The sequence below is a fragment of the Nonomuraea sp. B10E15 genome (assembly GCF_039871615.1).
Lineage (GTDB): Bacteria > Actinomycetota > Actinomycetes > Streptosporangiales > Streptosporangiaceae > Nonomuraea.
In genome coordinates this window covers 41,979-58,417 of sequence record NZ_JBDPMB010000023.1, presented here as the reverse complement: position 1 = coordinate 58,417, position 16,439 = coordinate 41,979, and the positions used below count along the sequence as shown (strand labels likewise).

19 protein-coding genes are annotated in these 16,439 nt (G+C 70.4%); 11 read left to right on the top strand and 8 right to left on the bottom strand.

Annotated elements, in window-relative coordinates; genetic code table 11:
• Position 1 precedes the first annotated feature (1 nt).
• The 4 genes from ABGB14_RS40670 (at position 2) to ABGB14_RS40655 (ending at position 2,501) form a co-directional block, all read left to right on the top strand.
• The gene (locus ABGB14_RS40670) at positions 2–763 is read left to right on the top strand and encodes an ATP-binding cassette domain-containing protein (protein WP_347649200.1); all 762 of its coding nucleotides are present in this window, start codon (positions 2–4) and stop codon (positions 761–763) included.
• Positions 764–823: 60 nt separating this feature from the next.
• A complete protein-coding gene (locus ABGB14_RS40665; protein ID WP_347649199.1) occupies positions 824–1,744 on the top strand; it encodes an AraC family transcriptional regulator in 921 nt (306 codons plus the stop codon).
• Entirely contained in the window at positions 1,741–2,247 is a 507-nt protein-coding gene (locus ABGB14_RS40660) for an HAD domain-containing protein (RefSeq protein ID WP_347649198.1), read from the top strand. The genes ABGB14_RS40665 and ABGB14_RS40660 overlap by 4 nt, the downstream gene beginning before the upstream one ends.
• A gap of 62 nt (positions 2,248–2,309) precedes the next feature.
• On the top strand, positions 2,310–2,501 hold the full coding sequence (locus ABGB14_RS40655; RefSeq protein ID WP_106243857.1) for a PspC domain-containing protein: 192 nt from the start codon (positions 2,310–2,312) through the stop codon (positions 2,499–2,501).
• Here ABGB14_RS40655 and ABGB14_RS40650 read toward each other — a convergent pair.
• From ABGB14_RS40650 to ABGB14_RS40640, 3 genes are all read right to left on the bottom strand, one after another.
• Positions 2,486–3,361, bottom strand: a complete 876-nt coding sequence (locus tag ABGB14_RS40650) for a CPBP family glutamic-type intramembrane protease (protein ID WP_347649197.1) — start codon at positions 3,359–3,361, stop codon at positions 2,486–2,488. The genes ABGB14_RS40655 and ABGB14_RS40650 overlap by 16 nt on opposite strands.
• Positions 3,362–3,634: 273 nt before the next feature.
• Entirely contained in the window at positions 3,635–4,204 is a 570-nt protein-coding gene (locus ABGB14_RS40645) for a hypothetical protein (RefSeq protein WP_347649196.1), read from the bottom strand.
• Entirely contained in the window at positions 4,201–4,749 is a 549-nt protein-coding gene (locus ABGB14_RS40640; RefSeq protein WP_347649195.1) for a sigma-70 family RNA polymerase sigma factor, read from the bottom strand. The genes ABGB14_RS40645 and ABGB14_RS40640 overlap by 4 nt, the downstream gene beginning before the upstream one ends.
• Before the next feature lie 119 nt (positions 4,750–4,868).
• On the opposite strand from ABGB14_RS40640, the gene lipB reads away from it, so the two are divergent.
• A complete protein-coding gene (lipB, locus tag ABGB14_RS40635; protein WP_347649194.1) occupies positions 4,869–5,504 on the top strand; it encodes a lipoyl(octanoyl) transferase LipB in 636 nt (211 codons plus the stop codon).
• A gap of 6 nt (positions 5,505–5,510) precedes the next feature.
• On the opposite strand, the gene ABGB14_RS40630 is transcribed toward lipB, so the two are convergent.
• The gene (locus ABGB14_RS40630; protein ID WP_347649193.1) at positions 5,511–5,834 is read right to left on the bottom strand and encodes a type II toxin-antitoxin system VapC family toxin; all 324 of its coding nucleotides are present in this window, start codon (positions 5,832–5,834) and stop codon (positions 5,511–5,513) included.
• Complete coding sequence (locus ABGB14_RS40625) at positions 5,831–6,919, bottom strand: bifunctional NAD(P)H-dependent oxidoreductase/GNAT family N-acetyltransferase (RefSeq protein WP_347649192.1); 1,089 nt, start codon at positions 6,917–6,919, stop codon at positions 5,831–5,833. The genes ABGB14_RS40630 and ABGB14_RS40625 overlap by 4 nt, the downstream gene beginning before the upstream one ends.
• A gap of 30 nt (positions 6,920–6,949) precedes the next feature.
• Here ABGB14_RS40625 and ABGB14_RS40620 point away from each other — a divergent pair, with 30 nt between their 5' ends.
• Positions 6,950–7,414, top strand: coding sequence for a MarR family transcriptional regulator (locus ABGB14_RS40620; RefSeq protein WP_347649191.1), 465 nt, complete (start codon positions 6,950–6,952; stop codon positions 7,412–7,414).
• Between the two features lie 78 nt (positions 7,415–7,492).
• On the opposite strand, the gene ABGB14_RS40615 is transcribed toward ABGB14_RS40620, so the two are convergent.
• Both ABGB14_RS40615 and ABGB14_RS40610 read right to left on the bottom strand, forming a co-directional pair.
• Complete coding sequence (locus ABGB14_RS40615) at positions 7,493–9,019, bottom strand: amino acid permease (protein ID WP_347649190.1); 1,527 nt, start codon at positions 9,017–9,019, stop codon at positions 7,493–7,495.
• A gap of 156 nt (positions 9,020–9,175) precedes the next feature.
• Complete coding sequence (locus tag ABGB14_RS40610; RefSeq protein WP_347649189.1) at positions 9,176–9,718, bottom strand: type 1 glutamine amidotransferase domain-containing protein; 543 nt, start codon at positions 9,716–9,718, stop codon at positions 9,176–9,178.
• Between the two features lie 246 nt (positions 9,719–9,964).
• Between ABGB14_RS40610 and ABGB14_RS40605 the strand changes: the two genes are divergently transcribed.
• Genes ABGB14_RS40605 through ABGB14_RS40585 form a run of 5 tightly spaced genes read left to right on the top strand, consistent with a single transcriptional unit; the run spans position 9,965 to position 15,749 of the window.
• Positions 9,965–11,785, top strand: a complete 1,821-nt coding sequence (locus ABGB14_RS40605) for an ABC transporter substrate-binding protein (RefSeq protein ID WP_347649188.1) — start codon at positions 9,965–9,967, stop codon at positions 11,783–11,785.
• The gene (locus ABGB14_RS40600; protein WP_347649187.1) at positions 11,782–12,837 is read left to right on the top strand and encodes an ABC transporter permease; all 1,056 of its coding nucleotides are present in this window, start codon (positions 11,782–11,784) and stop codon (positions 12,835–12,837) included. Before ABGB14_RS40605 ends, ABGB14_RS40600 begins: the two co-directional genes overlap by 4 nt.
• A complete protein-coding gene (locus ABGB14_RS40595; protein ID WP_347649186.1) occupies positions 12,834–13,715 on the top strand; it encodes an ABC transporter permease in 882 nt (293 codons plus the stop codon). Before ABGB14_RS40600 ends, ABGB14_RS40595 begins: the two co-directional genes overlap by 4 nt.
• A 58-nt stretch (positions 13,716–13,773) precedes the next feature.
• The gene (locus ABGB14_RS40590) at positions 13,774–14,748 is read left to right on the top strand and encodes an ABC transporter ATP-binding protein (RefSeq protein WP_347649185.1); all 975 of its coding nucleotides are present in this window, start codon (positions 13,774–13,776) and stop codon (positions 14,746–14,748) included.
• On the top strand, positions 14,745–15,749 hold the full coding sequence (locus tag ABGB14_RS40585) for an ABC transporter ATP-binding protein (protein ID WP_347649184.1): 1,005 nt from the start codon (positions 14,745–14,747) through the stop codon (positions 15,747–15,749). Before ABGB14_RS40590 ends, ABGB14_RS40585 begins: the two co-directional genes overlap by 4 nt.
• A 34-nt stretch (positions 15,750–15,783) precedes the next feature.
• Here the strand turns inward: ABGB14_RS40585 and ABGB14_RS40580 are convergent, their stop codons facing one another.
• Positions 15,784–16,431, bottom strand: coding sequence for a response regulator transcription factor (locus tag ABGB14_RS40580; protein WP_347649183.1), 648 nt, complete (start codon positions 16,429–16,431; stop codon positions 15,784–15,786).
• Positions 16,432–16,439 lie beyond the last annotated feature (8 nt).

Here is a 16,439-nt window from a genome sequence, read left to right as displayed (position 1 = left end):
CATGCTCGCCGTACACGCCCTGTGCAAGTCGTACGACGGCGCGGTGGCCGCCGCCGACGTCTCCTTCGAGCTGGCCGCGGGCGGCTCGCTCGGCCTGGTGGGGGAGTCGGGGTCGGGCAAGACCACGATCGCCCGCATGCTCGTCGGTCTGGTCGCCCCCGACTCGGGCACGATCACCGTGGACGGCAGGGCCCGCACCCTCAAGGAGCGCGGCAGGGCCGCCAGGCTGCGCAGGGCCCGCGAGATCCAGATGGTGTTCCAGGACCCGTACGTCTCGCTCGACCCCCGGCTCACCGCGGCCGAGTGCCTGCGCACGGCGCTCGGGCTGCACGGCAGGGACCGCGCACGCGCCGGCGAGCTGCTCGACCAGGTCGGGCTCGGCGCCCGCGAGGCCGGGGCGCGGCCCCACCAGCTCAGCGGCGGCCAGCGCCAGCGCCTGGCCATCGCCAGAGCCCTGGCGGTCGAGCCGTCGGTGCTGGTGCTGGACGAGGCGGTGGCCGCGCTGGACGTGTCGATCCAGGCCCAGATCCTCGAACTCCTCGCCCAGGTGCGCCGCGACTCGGGCGTCGCCCTGCTGTTCGTCAGCCACGACCTGGCCGTGGTGCGCCACCTCTGCGACGACACGCTCGTCCTGCACCGGGGAGTGGTGGTCGAGCAGGGGCCGGTCGCGCGGGTGCTGGCCGAGCCCGAGCACCCCTACACCAGGCTGCTGCTCGACTCGGTGCCCCGGCCCGGATGGGACCCGGCCAGGGTCGTCCGCTGACGATATCCGTACGGCTGCCCGTGGTTGAGATGCGCAATCCGCTATGCGATCGTCTGACCCATGGACCAGCTCGCGGCGCTTCTCGACGGCCCGCGTGCCCGCGGCGCCTTCCTGCTCCGCTCGGTCCTCGCCCCGCCCTGGTCGCTGCGCATCGAGGACGAGGCCCCGCTGTCGGTGATCGCCCAGGTGTCGGGCGAGTCGTGGATCGTGCTCGACGCGGGCGCACCCGCACGCCTGCGGCCGGGTGAGGTCGCGGTCGTCCGGGGGCCGGAGCCGTACACCGTGGCCGACTGCCCCGGCACCGAGCCGCAGGTCGTCATCCACCCCGGCCAGCACTGCGCGACGCCCGACGGGCGGCCGCTCGCCGGGACGATGGACCTGGGCGTGCGCACGTGGGGCAACGACCCCGACGGCGGCACCGTCATGCTGACCGGCACCTACAACCTGGAGGGCGCGGTCAGCAGGAGGCTGCTCGAAGCGCTGCCCCGGCTGATCGTGCAGCCCGGCGGCCCGATCATCGCGCTGCTCACCGACGAGATCGTCAAGGACGAGCCCGGTCAGGAGGCCGTGCTCGACCGGCTGCTCGACGTGCTGCTCATCGCGGTGCTGCGGGCCTGGTTCGCCACCCACGAGGCGCCCGGCTGGTTCCGTGCCATGGGTGACCCGGTGGTGGGCCGGGTCATGCGGATGATGCACAACGACCCCGCCCACCCCTGGACGGTGGCCGGGCTGGCCGCCGAGGTGGGCGTGTCCAGGGCGTCGCTGGCCAGGCGCTTCACCGAGCTGGTCGGCGAGCCGCCGATGGCCTTCCTCACCGGCTGGCGGCTGGCCCTGGCCGCCGACCTGCTGCGCGAGCCCGACACCACGATCGGTTCGGTCGCCAGGAAGGTCGGCTACGGCAGCCCGTTCGCGCTGAGCGCGGCGTTCAAGCGGGTCCACGGCGTCAGCCCGCAGGAACATCGGGCGGGAGCCCCGCTGTGAAGCCGCTGCTGCTGCTCGACGTCGACGGCGTGCTCAACCCCATGGGCCGGCCGACGCCCGACTACCGGCGCTACCGGTGCACGATCGGGGGCGAGGTCTACACCGTGCACCTCAACCCCAGGCACGGTCGCAGGCTGCTCGACCTGGCCATCGCCACCGGGTCCGAGCTGGTCTGGGCGACCACGTGGGAGCAGCACGCCAACGACTGGATCGCGCCCAGGATCGGCCTGCCCTCGCTCCCCGTCATCCCGCTGACCACCGACCCCCCGAGCGAGCACGGCGAGATGTTCAAGACCCCGCACGTGGCCGCCTACGCCGGGCGGCGGCCGTTCGTGTGGTTCGACGACCAGGTGTGGGCAGAGGACGAGGACTATCTCAGGGTGCGTCAGGGGCTGACCGACTTCCTGCTCATCCACGTGGACCCGATGCGGGGCCTGACCAGCCGACATCTGGGCATGGCCCGTGAGTGGCTGACCCTTACAGGGTTTTCTCAGGGTTCCTGACGGGAGTCCGTCGGGCTCCTCGTCCGTTGTACGGGTAGGTCGTAACCACACGGAGGCATAGCATGTACCGCTCAAGAGAGCACAGGATTCTGGCCGGCGTCTGCGGCGGTCTCGCCGACAAGATGGGCCTTCCTCCCACCCTCGTCCGGATCCTCTGGCTGCTGCTCTCGCTCATCCCGGGGCCGCTCTGGGTGGTCTACGTGGCGATGTGGATCCTCGTCCCCGAGGAGCCGAAGGGCTACCGGGCGGCGTAACCCTCGGAGCGCCGGTCGTCGGTTCCGGGGGCGCCGATCTCGCGCCGGTGGCGTCCGTAACTGAGGCGTCCCCGAGTGGCCGCGATGACGACCAGCGCCAGGGCGATCTGCAGGGGCGCGCGGACCTGGCCCAGAGCGCCGAGTACGTCCGCGCCGGCGAAGAAGCCCTGCATCACGAAACCCACGCAGTTGGCGGTCGCGTGGTGCAGCATCGCTATGAGCAGGCTGCCGCGCGTGTTGTTGAACAGCCACGTGAAGGTCACCGCCCCCGCGGTGACGCCGGCCGTGAACCACGCGAACACGACGAGCATGCCCGGCAGGTCCGTCGGGCTGCCGTTGTAGCCGGGAACCAGCAGGAAGACGGGCAGGTGCCAGATGGCGTGCAACGCCCCGAGCAGCAGCGATCCGAGCAGAGGACCGATGCGCTCCTGAAGGCCCGGCAGAGCGAAGCCGCGCCACCCCGGTTCCTCTCCGAGAGGGCCGCCGAGCACGAGGATGTGCGCGAAGGCGCCCAGGTACGTCAGGCCGAACCCCAGGGCGGGAGCTCGCAGGACGTCGAGCGTGCCGGCATGAGCCAGAACGGCGGCCACGACGAGCAGGGGCCAGCCCAGGAGGACCGCGACGTACCACAGCGGGGAGACCCGCCACAGGACGAACCGCCTCAGGAGGCGGAGCACGCCCGCCCTGCCCTGCGTGACCGCCGTCATGACGAAGGCGGACAGGCACGGCCCGATCAGCGGTCCCAGGGTTCCGCCGACTCCCATCATGGGGAGCCGCAGAACGCCGAACGCCAGGGCCATCCAGCACCAGGACAGGGTGAAGGTCATGAGGAAATAGCCGGTGAGGGGATGATCCCTCATGAGCCGGGCCACTCGGTGCCAGGATCCTCGTCCGCTGTGACGGACTTCAGCGTCTTCAGCGCTGGGCGGGTGTTCCATCTGGCTGCTCCTTCCGTCCGGCTCCCTTCCGAGGGGCCGGTGTCGAGGAGGCAGTCTTCTGAGGTCGCGCTAACAGCGGCGTAACAGCCGGGCGTTCACGGCGTGGTGGCCCGGCTCCGATCAGAGCCGGGCCACCACCGCGCCGGGCCGGAACCCTCGGCCCTCCCTTTCGACGCGGTTCCCGTGAAGCGTCCGTTACGGCGTGACGTTCCAGTCGACGAGGGTGCAGGGCTTGACCGGACCGGCGATCACCTGAGCCTTGAAGCGCGCGGTGATGTCCGGCCTGCCGGAGCTCTCCTTGTTCTCGGCGAACTCCATCACGAGGGTCTGGCCCTGGGCGACGTACCGGGGGTGGATGTCGACGCCTCCGGTCCGGACGCGGGCGGCCTTATAACTCACGGACTTGCGGAACTCATCGATGCCGCCCGGTTCCCCGCCGACGACCGCTCCGCGCCCCGGCTCGCACTGCTTGCCGATCGGCACGTAGCTGACGTCGGCCTGGACGCCGGCCTCGTGGAGGTCGGCCTCCAGCTTGTCGGCGTCCCTGAACTCGTTGATCTCGACGCTGATCGTGCCGTCGGTGTTCGTGCTCACGGCGTACGCGGGTGTCCCGGTGCCGGTCAGCAGGGGTACGGCGACGGCGGCCACGGCGGCCATTCCGGCCACTGCGAGCACGGACCGGGTGCGGGTGAGGCGGCGACGCCGGTCGGCGCGGGCGGCGATCTCGGTCTTCAGATCCATCAGCAACTGCTCCTCGAAGCTCATCGTGCTCCATCCATGACGAAGGGCAGGTTCCGTAGCGTCCGGCGGGCGCGGTGCAGGCGTACCTTGGCGGCGCCCTGACGGATACCTAGGGCGTGCGCCGCCTCCGTGACCGTGAGCTGGTCGATGGCGACCAGCTCCAGCATGGCGCGCTCCCCTTCCGGCAGTTCCTCCATGGCCGCGAAGGCCGTCCTGGCGTCCCGCTCCGCGTCGATGCGCTCTTCGAGCCTGGCGACGTCGTCGGCGGCCAGTTGCCGGCGGCCGTTCATCCGGTCCGTCAACTGGTGCTGCCGGTAGACCCGCCGTCGCTCGGCTGAGATCGTGTTGCGGGCCACGCCGTACAACCAGGCGATCTCCGTGCCCAGGTCGGCCCGGTAGGTGTGGGCCGAGTCGAGCACCGCGACGAACACCTCGGCCACCAGGTCCGCGACCGTGTGCGGGTCGTCGACGCGGCGGGCGAGGAAGCGGGTGACGGCATCGACATGTCGCCGGTAGAAGGCCTCGAAAGCCGCAGGGTCCGTGGCGATCTTCGGCTGTTTGCGACGCACCGGCCATGCTCCCTTCGTCGATTGACACCCCTGCTTGGTGAGAAGTGGCCGAAGGGTTACAAGAGTGGTCGTTCGGGGCGCGTGCTGTGTGGCTTCGGCGGCGGCTTATCCTCGAAGTCATGAGGGCTAGGCCGCTGACGCTCATCGAGGATGAGCTCGTCGACTACGACAAGGCTATGGAGCGCATGACCGACCTGGTCGGGCAGCGCCAGCGGGACGAACGACCGGACACACTCTGGCTGCTGAGCCACCCCTCCGTCTACACGGTCGGCCGCCGCACCCCGCTCGACCACCTGCCCGACCCGGCGCGTGGCATCCCCGTGGTCGAGACCGGGCGCGGCGGGCAGCTCACCTACCACGGGCCCGGGCAGCTGGTCGGCTACCTGATCGTCAAGCTCGACGACGACCAGGGCATCGTCGACTACGTCCGCGAGGTGGAGCTGCGGATGGTGGAGGCGCTGGGCAAGCTGGGCCTGCCGGCCGAGCGCCGCGACACTCCGCCCGGCTCCGAGCTGCTCACCGGCGTCTGGACGGCCGGGACCGGCCGCAAGGTCGTCTCCATCGGGATGCGGCAGAGCCGGGGCGTCACGAGCCACGGGTTCGCGCTCAACGTCGACGGCGACCTCACGCCGTGGGACTGGGCGGTCGCCTGCGGGATGCCCGACGTCGACATGACCTCGCTCAGGCGCGAGCTGGGCGCGGCTTCGATGGCGGACGTCCGCGCGGCCGTGGCCGCCGCTTTCGAGGCCTCCTGAACGGGGTCAGGCGCGCGGAAACACCTGCACGTCGGCGTTGTGCCCGCTTCCGACCAGCTTGCCGTCACAGGTGAGGAGGGGAGCCTCGAATGCCTCGGCCAGCGCGAGACAAGAGGCGTCGTACGCGGTGTAGTTGTGCCGCAGCTCCCAGACCCGATCCGAGATGCCCCTGGTTTCGTAACGCGAGATGCTGAGGGCGAGATAGTCGGCCCGTGCCTGCTCTGCCGCGATCGGCGCGTAGTTGACCGACGTCCAGGTGAAGCCCGGGTTGCCGGGCACGCCCTCCGGCGAGAACGGCATGACAAAGTTGCCGGGCGGCGGTTCCGTCACCTCGCCCCGGTCGGCTCGCGGACGGCGCCGTTCGCGGTGGCGGGCTTGGCGAGGAAGGCCGTGGCGCCGTCGGAGGACTCCGTGCGGTATCCCTGAGCATGGTAGAGGTTGAGGTTGCGCCGGCTCCGGGCGCCGGTGGCCAGCACGATGCGGCGGCAGGAGGCGTCGGCCGCGGCTTCGGCCTCGCGGAGCAGCCAGCGCCCCACGCCCTGGCCGCGCAGATCGGGGACGACGCCGAGGCGGCTCACGTGCCAGTCGTCGTCCACGCGGCGCGTGCGCACCATGCCCAGGAGGCGGCTGTCCCGCCACAGGCCCGTGGCCTGCCAGGTGGCCAGCCACGCGCGGACCTGGTCCAGCGACTCCTCCAGGGCGGGGATGGCCAGGGTGTCGTTGGCCAGCGCCTCCTCCAGCCAGCAGCAACGCTGGAGCACCAGGACCTCCGGGGCGTCGTCCGGGGTCAGCGCTCTCACGTACGACCCCGGCACCGGCCCAGGATCTGAGCGGGTCCGCTCGCGCATCGGGCGCAGCGCGTGGGCGAGGCGGGCGAGCTCGTCCAGGACGCCGATGGCGGCCCGGTCGCGGCCGGCGTCCGGGCGCACCCGTCCGTCGTCGAGGGCGTCGGCGATGCGCAGGGCGACCGTGGCGCCCAGCGGTACCAGCCGCAGCGTGGTCACCACCTGCTTGGCGTGCTGGACCGACCGGGTGCCCGCCGAGGTGTTGCCGTAACTGACGAACCCCATCGGTTTCCACGCCCACTCCCGGCCCAGGTAGTCGAGGGCGTTCTTGAAGGCCGCCGGCATGCCGTAGTTGTACTCGGGGGTGACCGCGATGAAGCCGTCCGCCGCGTCCACCATCGCGCTCCACCTCTTGGTGTGCTCGTGCCGGTAGAGGCCGGACGCCGGCTCTTCCTCCTCGTCCAGGAACGGCAGGGCGAGGTCGCCGAGGGCCACCGGCAGCAGCTCCACGCCCAGCTCCGTCGCCCGTGGCGTGATGGCGTCGACCAGCCACTGGCCGACCGCCGGGCCGAGGGCGCCGGGACGAGTGCTGCACATGAGGACGAGGACCCGCAGCGGTTTCGTTGACATGGAAATGAAGCTAGCTGGTAACTTGTTTACATGTCAAAGAAAAGCTCGGGAGAGACCGTGCGCTGGCTCGACGCGGACGAGGAACGCGCCTGGCGCGCCCTGCGCCGCATGATGATCGCGATCCAGTCGCGCACCACGCACGACCTGGCCGCGATCGGCCTGTCAGAGCCCGACTACGAGGTGCTCAGCACACTTTCCGAGCGCCCGGGCCGCACCAGCGCGCTGCACGAGCAGGCCGCCAAGATGGGCTGGTCGCGCAGCCGCCTGTCGCGGCACGCCACCCGCATGGAGACCCGCGGTCTCGTACGGCGCGAGCCCGACCCGGACGACGGCCGGGGCTGTTATCTGGTCCTCACCGAGCACGGCATGGAAACGCTCGAGGAGGCCGCCCCGGCCCACCTGGAATCGGTCCGCCGCCACGTCATCGACCGGCTCTCGCCCGCGGACCTGTCCGCGCTGGAAGGCATCGCCCGCAAGCTGGAGGAACCCGCGTGAGCAGCGCCGGAGAGAGCGGGCCGCGCCGCTGCGCCGAGTCGTGGGTACGGCCCGCGCGAGCCGTACCCACGGTGAGCGTCAGGGGACGGGGACCTCGTCGATCGTGCGGCGGGGGCCCGTGAACCAGTGGCGGGCCGACAGCACCCACCACAGCGCGATGCCGATCAGCACCACGCCCACCGCGATCGGCGCGTAGTTGACCGACGTCCACGTGAAGTCCGGGTTGCCGGGAACGCCCTCCGGAGAGAACGGCATGACGAAGTAGATCGAGACGATCACGATCTCGACGCAGGCGATCCAGCACAGCGCCTTGTACTTCCTGCCGAGCGTCCACGGGCCGGGGGTGAAGGCGTCGCCCATGCGCAGGCGGAGCCAGATCGGGATGAGGAACGCCAGGTAGAGCCCGATGACGGCGATCGACACGACCGCGTAGAACGCGACCGGCGTGGTCAGGCCGGGAGGGGCGTAGAGGGCGGGCAGGGTGATCAGCGCGGCGGTGACGCAGCCGCCGAGGATGGCGTTGACCGGGGTGCGGTTGCGGTCGACCCGTGACCACAGCCGCCAGCCGGGGATCGCGCCGTCACGAGCGAACGCGTACGTCATCCGCGACATCGACGTCACGCAGCTCATCCCGCAGAAGAACTGGCCGACCGTGGAGATCGCGAAGATCGCGGTGGCCAGCGGTGACGACAGCGCCGTCTCGAAGATGGCGCCGACGAAGCCGCCCTGCTCGTTGAGCGCGTCCACGTTCGTCGCGGCGAACAGGAACGACAGCAGCAGGATCCATCCGCCGATGGCCGAGTAGAAGATCGACTGCCACAGCCCGCGAGCGGCGCTCTTGGCCGCGCCCTGCGTCTCCTCCGACACGTGCGCGCAGGCGTCGAAGCCGGTGATCGTGTACTGGGTGAGCAGGAAGCCGAGCGGCAGCACGTACAGCCAGAAGGGCAGCCCTTCTGAGCCGGTGCCGAAGGAGCTGTCGTTGGTGCCGCCGAAGACGAAGCCGAGCGACTGGTGGTCGTCCGGCGCGAAGATCAGGATGGCGACGATGATCGCGGCGCCCGCCACGTGCCACCAGACGGAGACGTTCTGCAGCAGCGAGATGAGCCGGTGGCTGTAGATGTTGATGAGGGCGTGCAGTGCGAGGACGATCACGAACAGCAGGAACGCCTGCGGGAGCGTGCCCTCCCATGCTCCGCCGGTCAGCCGGTTGATGGTGATGTTGAGGAACGTCGCGCAGCCGTAGTCGACGGACGCGGTGACGGCGATGAGGCCGATCAGGTTGAGCCACCCGGTGAACCAGCCGTGGATCGGCTTGCCCAGCTTGGCGGCCCACCAGTAGATGCCGCCCGCCGTCGGGTACGCCGACACCAGTTCCGACATGCAGAAGCCGATGATCAGGATGAACACGGAGATCAGCGGCCAGCCCCAGGAGATGGCGATGGGGCCGCCGTTGTTCCAGGCCTGTCCGAAGGTGGTGAAACAGCCGGCGAGGATGGAGATGATCGAGAAGGAGATGGCGAAGTTCGAGAATCCGCTCCAGGTGCGGGCAAGCTCCTGCTTGTAGCCGAGTTCGGCGAGTCGCCTGGAATCCTCTTCAGTGGTCACTGAGGTCTCCCTGGGGGGCATGGAGGACGCTCCATTTGGTCTACATCTAGACCATTTCTCTCCAGGGGACAAGGCGTTGACGCCGGTTCGACGACGCTTCGACGGAGAGGGCGGGCCCCAGGTGCGGCGCCCTCCCTCTCCGTCGGTTCCGCGCTCCTATCCGAACGCGTCGGTCGCGGCCTGGCAGAAGGCCTTCAGATCGTCCGGCTTGCGGCTGGTGACCAGCATGTTGGGCCCGGCGGTGCACACCGCGACCTCCTGGTCCACCCAGGTGGCGCCGGCGTTGCGCAGGTCCGTCTGCAGGCTCGGCCAGGACGTCAGCGTGCGGCCGCGTACGACGTCCGCCTCGACCAGAGTCCACGGCGCGTGGCAGATCGACGCCACCGGCTTGCCCGCGTCGAAGAACGAGCGCGCGAACTGCACGGCCCGCGGCACCGTACGCAGGAAGTCGGGGTTCGCCACGCCGCCGGGGAGCACGAGCCCGTCGAAGGATCCCACGTCGGCGTTGTCCACCGTGTCGTCCACGGCGAACGTGTCGGCCTTGTCCAGGTGGTTGAACGCCTGGATCTGGCCGGGCGCGGTGGAGATCAGCCTGGGCGTGCCGCCCGCCTGCTTGACCGCCTTCCACGGCTCGGTGAGCTCGACCTGCTCGACCCCCTCAGGAGCGACGAGGAACGCGATGGTCTTGCCCTGCATCATGCGATCTCCCCCTTGGTTTCGGCTGTTTCCCGCCCCCTATCCGGTGGGTTCGGGAGTATGCGGTCGCGTGCCAGGAAGGGCCGTCGTAGGGTGGGAGGCCAGGTCACGGGTGTGCAAAGCCGGTTGAAAATTTACACCGCCGAAAGAAACGAAGATGAAACAATTTTCCGCCACGCGTTGACACACGGTCTCCGTATGGTGTGCCTTTCTCTACACAGGAACCCCCCGCCTGAAGGTGAGGCACGTATGAGGAAATGGGTCGCACGCCTGGCTGCGCTGGGCGTCGCGCTATTAGTAGCAGGCCAGGGCACGACAACGGCCCTTGCCCAGGAACCGACGGCGGGGAAGAAGATCGTTCGCGTCGGCGCCACGCAGTCCATGGACTCCATGAACCCGTTCCTGGCGGTCCGCCTGGTCTCCACGTCGATCCACCGCTGGATGTACGGCTTCCTCACGGTCCCCGACTCCAAGACGCTCCAGCCCAGCGCCGACCTGGCCGAGTCGTGGGAGGCCTCGGAGGACGGGCTCACGTGGACGTTCAAGATCCGTGAGGCCAAGTGGTCCGACGGCAAGCCGATCACGGCCGAGGACGCCGCCTGGACGTTCAACAAGATCATGACGGACGAGGCGGCCAAGACCGCCAACGGCCCGGCCGTGGAGAACTTCGAGAGCGTCACGGCCAACGGCCAGGAGCTGACGATCAAGCTCAAGTCGCCGCAGGCGTCCATGCTGGAGAACCCCGTCCCGATCGTGCCCAAGCACGTCTGGGAGTCGGTCACCGACATGGCCAACCACGACGCCGAGACGTACCCCACGGTGAGCAGCGGCCCGTACTTCGCGACCGAGCACAAGAAGGACCAGTACGTCAAGCTGCAGGCCAACCCCAACTACTGGCGGGGCAAGGCCAAGGTCGACGAGCTGCAGGTCATCTTCTACGACAACCCGCAGGCCGCGATCGCCGCGCTGCAGAAGGGCGAGATCGACCTGATCGGCCGGCTGGACCCGCCGGAGTTCAAGGCCATCCAGAACGACCCCAACATCGAGGCGTGGAACACCGACGGCCGGCGGGCCAGCTACCTGCAGATCAACCACGGCGCCACCACCACCGACGACAAGCCCCTCGGCGACGGCCACCCCGCGCTGAAGGACGTCAAGGTGCGCCAGGCGCTGCACTACGCCATCGACAAGCAGAAGCTGGTCGACGAGGTGTGGGACGGCCTGGCCAAGCCCGCCGACGGCTCGATCGTGCCGCCGATGTACAAGGACTTCTTCTGGGAGGCCACCGGCGACACCAAGGTCACCTACGACCCGGCCAAGGCCAACCAGATCCTCGACGACGCCGGCTACAAGAAGGGCTCCGACGGCGTCCGCACGATGCCCGACGGTGACCGCAAGCTGGAGTTCCGCTTCAGCATCCACACCGACACCCCGCTCGAGGACAAGCTCGCCGAATACCTGACCGGCTTCTTCAAGGAGATCGGCATCACGCTGACCACCAAGAAGCTCGAATCCAGCAAGTTCACGGAGGAGACGGGCTACACCGGCCTGTTCGACATCGCGATCAGCGGCTGGTCGGTCAACCCCGACCCCGAGGAGGTGCTGGCCACGCACCTGTGCTCGCGCCGGCCCACCAAGGACGGCGAGGGCGGCGGCACCGAGTCGTTCTACTGTGACGAGACCTTCGAGAAGCTCTACAAGGAGCAGCTGACGGAGCTCGACCGGCCCAAGCGGGCCGAGATCATCAAGCAGATGCAGGAGCGCCTCTACACCGACGCCCCGGTCATCGCGATCTACTACACGAACGACCTCGAGGGCTACCGCAAGGACCGGATCACCAGCATCACCCCCATCCCCGAGGACAAGGGCCTGCTCTACGGCGGCAGCGGCTACTGGCCGTTCTACACCGTCGACGTCAAGGCCACGGGGGCGGGAGCCGCCGCCGGCGACGGCGGCGGCGGATCGAACACCGGCATCATCGCCGGTGTCGTCGGCGCCGTGGTGGTCATCGGAGTGGGCGGCTTCCTCCTGAGCAGGCGGCGCAAGAGCGTCGCAGACGAGCGCGAATGACCGCTCCGCTCGAAGCGGCAGAGCCCGCCGCCGCGCAGGCGGCGGGCCCTGGTGACGAGCGCCCCACCCGCGGCGGCACGCTGCGCTACGCGCTGTCGAAGGCCGGTGGGGCGCTGTTCAGCATCGCCATGGTGATCGTCGGCACGTTCTTCCTGTTCCGGATGTTGCCCGGCGACCCCGTACGCAGCCTGGCGCAGGGCCGCAACATGACCCCGGCGCAGCTCGACCTCGAACGCAGCCGCCTCGGCCTGGACAAGCCGCTGATCGAGCAGTTCTTCAAGTTCGTCGGCGACACCCTCCGCCTCGACCTCGGCATGTCGTACGAGTACAAGCGGCCCGTCCTCGACCTGATCGGCGAGCGGCTCGGCCCGACCCTGCTGCTCGCGGGAACGGGCCTGGTCATCGCGGTCAGCCTCGGCATCTGGCAGGGCACGCGGGCCGGCTGGCGCAGCGGCAGCACGTTCGACCGCTTCTCCACCGGCACGTCCCTGTTGCTGTGGTCGGTGCCGACGTTCTGGCTCGGGCTGCTGCTCATGATGGTCTTCGGGGTGGGCATCGGGCCGATCCCCGGCATCTTCCCGTTCCGCGGCATCGAGAGCGTGGACGCGCCCGACGGGTTCGCCTACGTGCTCGACGTGGCCTCCCACATGGTGCTCCCGTGCCTGACGCTGGTCGCCGTGGTCTACGCCCAGTACCTCCTGGTCATGCGCTCGTCGCTGCTGGAGGAGGTCGGCCAGGACTACGTGACCGTGGCCAGGGCCAAGGGGTTGCGCGACGACGACGTACGCCGCCGCCACGCCGTGCCCAACGCCCTGCTGCCCACGGTGACGCTCGTGTTCATGCGTGTCGGGTTCGTGGTCGGCGGCGCGGTCACCGTCGAGACGATCTACACCTGGCCGGGGCTCGGCCAGCTGTTCTACGAAGCGATCAGCGTGCCCGACTTCACGCTCATGCAGGGCACGTTCCTGCTGATCACGGTGGCGGTCATCGTCATGAACACGCTGGCCGACGTGGTCTACCACATGCTCGACCCGAGAGTGAGGTCGGCATGACCAGTGTCGCCACGACCCGCAGGCGGCAGGCGCTGAGCCGCTTCCTGGCCGATTTCCGCAGCCACCGGGCCGGCGTCGCCGGCGTGGTCGTGCTCGTCGTCGCCGTGGTGCTCGCGCTGATCGCGCCGCTGTTCATCGACGAGAGCGTGACCGGCGTCGTCGACGCCCCCGGCGACGACTTCGACGCGCCCAGCCTGGCGTTCCCGTTCGGCACCGACGAGTCCGGCCGCTCCATCCTGCTGATGGTCTGGTGGGGCTCGCGCACGTCGCTGCTCATCGGCTTCCTCGCCGCCCTGCTGAGCATCGTCATCGGCATGGTCGTCGGCATCGCCGCCGGCCACTTCCGCGGCTGGCTCGGCGCCGTGCTCATGCGCGTCACCGACTGGTTCCTCGTCCTGCCCTCGCTGGTCACCGCCCTCGTGCTGGCGGCCATCCTGGGCGGCAGCACGTTCACGATCATCATGGCCATCGGCATCACCACCTGGCCGTCGACCGCCCGGCTGATCAGGGCGCAGACGCTGGCCGTGGAGTCCAGGCCGTACATCGAGCGCTCCAAGGCGCTCGGAGCCGGCCACTGGCACATCACGACCCGCCACGTGCTGCCCAACGTGGCGCCGCTGCTGCTGGCCAGCACCACGCTGGAGGTGGCCAGCGCCATCGTGACCGAGTCGACGCTGGCCTTCCTCGGCGCCAGCGCCAACAAGACCTCGTGGGGGACCATGCTGCGCGGCTCGTACGACTTCGGCGCGGCCAACGAGGGCGCCTGGTGGTACATCCTCATCCCCGGTCTGGCCATCCTCGCCGTCGTCATGGCGTTCACCCTGGTCGGCCGGGCCCTGGAGGCCGTGCTCAACCCCCGGCTGAGGAGGGCTTCGTGAGAGAGCCGAGCGAACGAACCATGGACACGGCAGTCCGGCGGCCGACGGGGGAGGCCGCATGAGTCTCCTCGAACTCGACGACGTCTCGGTGACCTACCGCATCGCCTCCGGCGAGGTGCCGGCCGTACGCGGGGTGTCGCTGACGCTCGACCCCGGAGCGGCGCTCGGAGTCGCCGGCGAGTCGGGGTCCGGCAAGTCGACGCTGGCCATGGCGCTGCTGCGGCTGCTGCCGCGGGACGCCCGCGTCGGTGGCCGGATCCTGCTCGACGGCGAGGACGTGCTCACCATGAAGTGGGGCCGCATGCGGGCCGTACGCTGGGCCGAGGCCTCGATCGTGTTCCAGGGCGCGCAACACGGGCTCAACCCGGTGCGCAGGATCGGCGACCAGGTCGCCGAGCCGCTGCTGGTCCACGGCCAGGCCAGGCCCGAGGCGGCCCGCAAGCGCGTGGCCGAGCTGCTCGACCAGGTCGGCCTGCCCACCTGGCGGGCCCGCAGCTACCCGCACGAGCTGTCGGGCGGGCAGCGGCAGCGCGTGATGATCGCGATGGCCCTGGCCTGCTCGCCCCGCCTGATCATCGCCGACGAGCCGACCACCGCGCTCGACGTCATGGTGCAGGCCCAGGTGCTGACCCTGATCAAGGACCTGGTCGCCGAGCACGGCATCTCGCTCATCATGATCTCGCACGACCTGTCCGTCCTGGCCGACGTGTGCGACCGGCTCGCGGTCATGTACGCGGGCCGCATCGTCGAGCAGGGCCCGTCGGGCGAGGTGTTCCACGACGCCAGGCACCCCTACAGCAAGGCGCTGGCGGCGGCGTTCCCGACGGTGGGCGACCCGGCCGCGCGGCTGGCGCCGAAGGGCCTCGGCGGCGACCCGCCGGACCCGATGCAGCTCCCGACCGGCTGCTCGTTCCATCCACGCTGCCCGGTCGCGCTCGACGAGTGCGCCACCCTCGACGTGGAGCTGTGGCCGGCCGGCGAGCGCCGCACGGCCGCCTGCGTCCACGTCAGGGCGAAGGAGGAGGCGTCATGACGGAGACGCAGACCACGAAGGAGAAGGTCTTGACCGCGGGGCAGAGCCTGCTGGAGGCCCGCGACCTGCACGTGGAGTTCGTCGCGCGCGGCCGCCGCGCCCGCGCGGTCGACGGCGTCAACCTGTCGATCGGCGAGGGCGAGATCGTGGCCCTCGTCGGCGAGTCCGGCTGCGGCAAGACCACGCTGGCCCGCACCCTGCTCGGCCTCGAACGGCCCACCTCGGGCGAGGTCCGCTACGGCGGCACGGCGCTCGACTACGGCTCCAAGGCGCTCAAGGCCTACCGCAGGCAGGTGCAGCTCGTCCTGCAGGACCCGACGGGCTCGCTCAACCCCCGGCACACCGTCTACGAGGCGGTGGCTGAGGGGCCGCGCATCCACGGCCTGGCCGACGAGGAGAGCGTCGTCGCCTCCGCGCTGTCCAGGGCCGGGCTGCGGCCGCCCGAGCGGTTCTTCCTGCGCTACCCGCACGAGCTCTCCGGCGGCCAGCGGCAGCGCGTGGTGATCGCCGGGGCCCTCGCGCTCAACCCGCAGGTGCTGGTCGCCGACGAGCCGGTCGCCTCGCTGGACGCCTCCGTACGCGGCGAGATCCTCGCCCTGATGCTCAAACTCAGGGAGGACCTCGGCCTGTCGGCGCTGGTCGTCACCCACGACCTGGGGCTGGCCTGGAACATCGCCGACCGGGTCGCGGTCATGTACCTCGGCAGGATCGTCGAGTCGGGACCCGTCGAACAGGTGCTGACCGCGCCGCGCCACCCGTACACGCAGGCCCTGATGTCGGTGCTGCCGGAGTCGCCGGAGCGGGTGGTGCTGACCGGCGAGCCGCCCGACCCGACCAGGATCCCCGGCGGCTGCCGCTTCCACGTCCGCTGCCAGGTGCTCGCCTCCGGCAAGGCGGCCGAGGCGGGGGTCGACGGCAGGTGCCGCTCGGAGCTCCTCGACATCCTGCCGGCCGTGCCCGGGGCCCAGGCCGCCTGCCACTACGCGAACGTCGCCGGCTAGCCACGGCCGGGCGCGCGTGGACCGGCACGCGGCTCTAGCTGAGGTCGGCGTCGTGGACCAGGATGGCGGCCTGGACCCGGTTGGCCAGGCCCAGCTTGGCCAGCAGCCGGCTCACGTGCGCCTTCACCGTGGCCTCCGTCAGGCGCAGCTCGCGGCCGATCTCGGCGTTGGACAGTCCGCGGGCCACGGCCCTGACCACGTCCTCCTCCCGCCCGGTGAGCCCGGCGAGCTGCCTGCGCGCGGCCTCGGCACGTGAAGGGGCACGATCCACGTACGACGCCAGCAGTCGCTTGGTCACCGACGGGGACAGCATGGCCTGGCCGCCCGCGACCGTACGCACGGCGGCTGCCAGCTCCCTCGGCGGGGTGTCCTTGAGCAGGAACCCGACCGCGCCCAGGCGGAGCGCCTCGTGCACGTACTCGTCCAGGTCGAACGTCGTCAGCATGACCAGCTTGGGCGGGTCGGGCACGGCCAGCAGCCGGGCGGCGGCGGTCAGGCCGTCCATGCCGGGCATGCGCACGTCCATCAGCACCACCTCGGGCCGCAGCCGCCGCGCCGCCGCCACGGCCTCGGCGCCGTCGCGCGCCTCGCCGGCGATCGCGATGTCGCCGGCGGCCTCCAGGATCAGCCGCAATCCCGACCGTACGAGCTCCTCGTCGTCCACGATGAGCACCCGGATCACCGGAACCT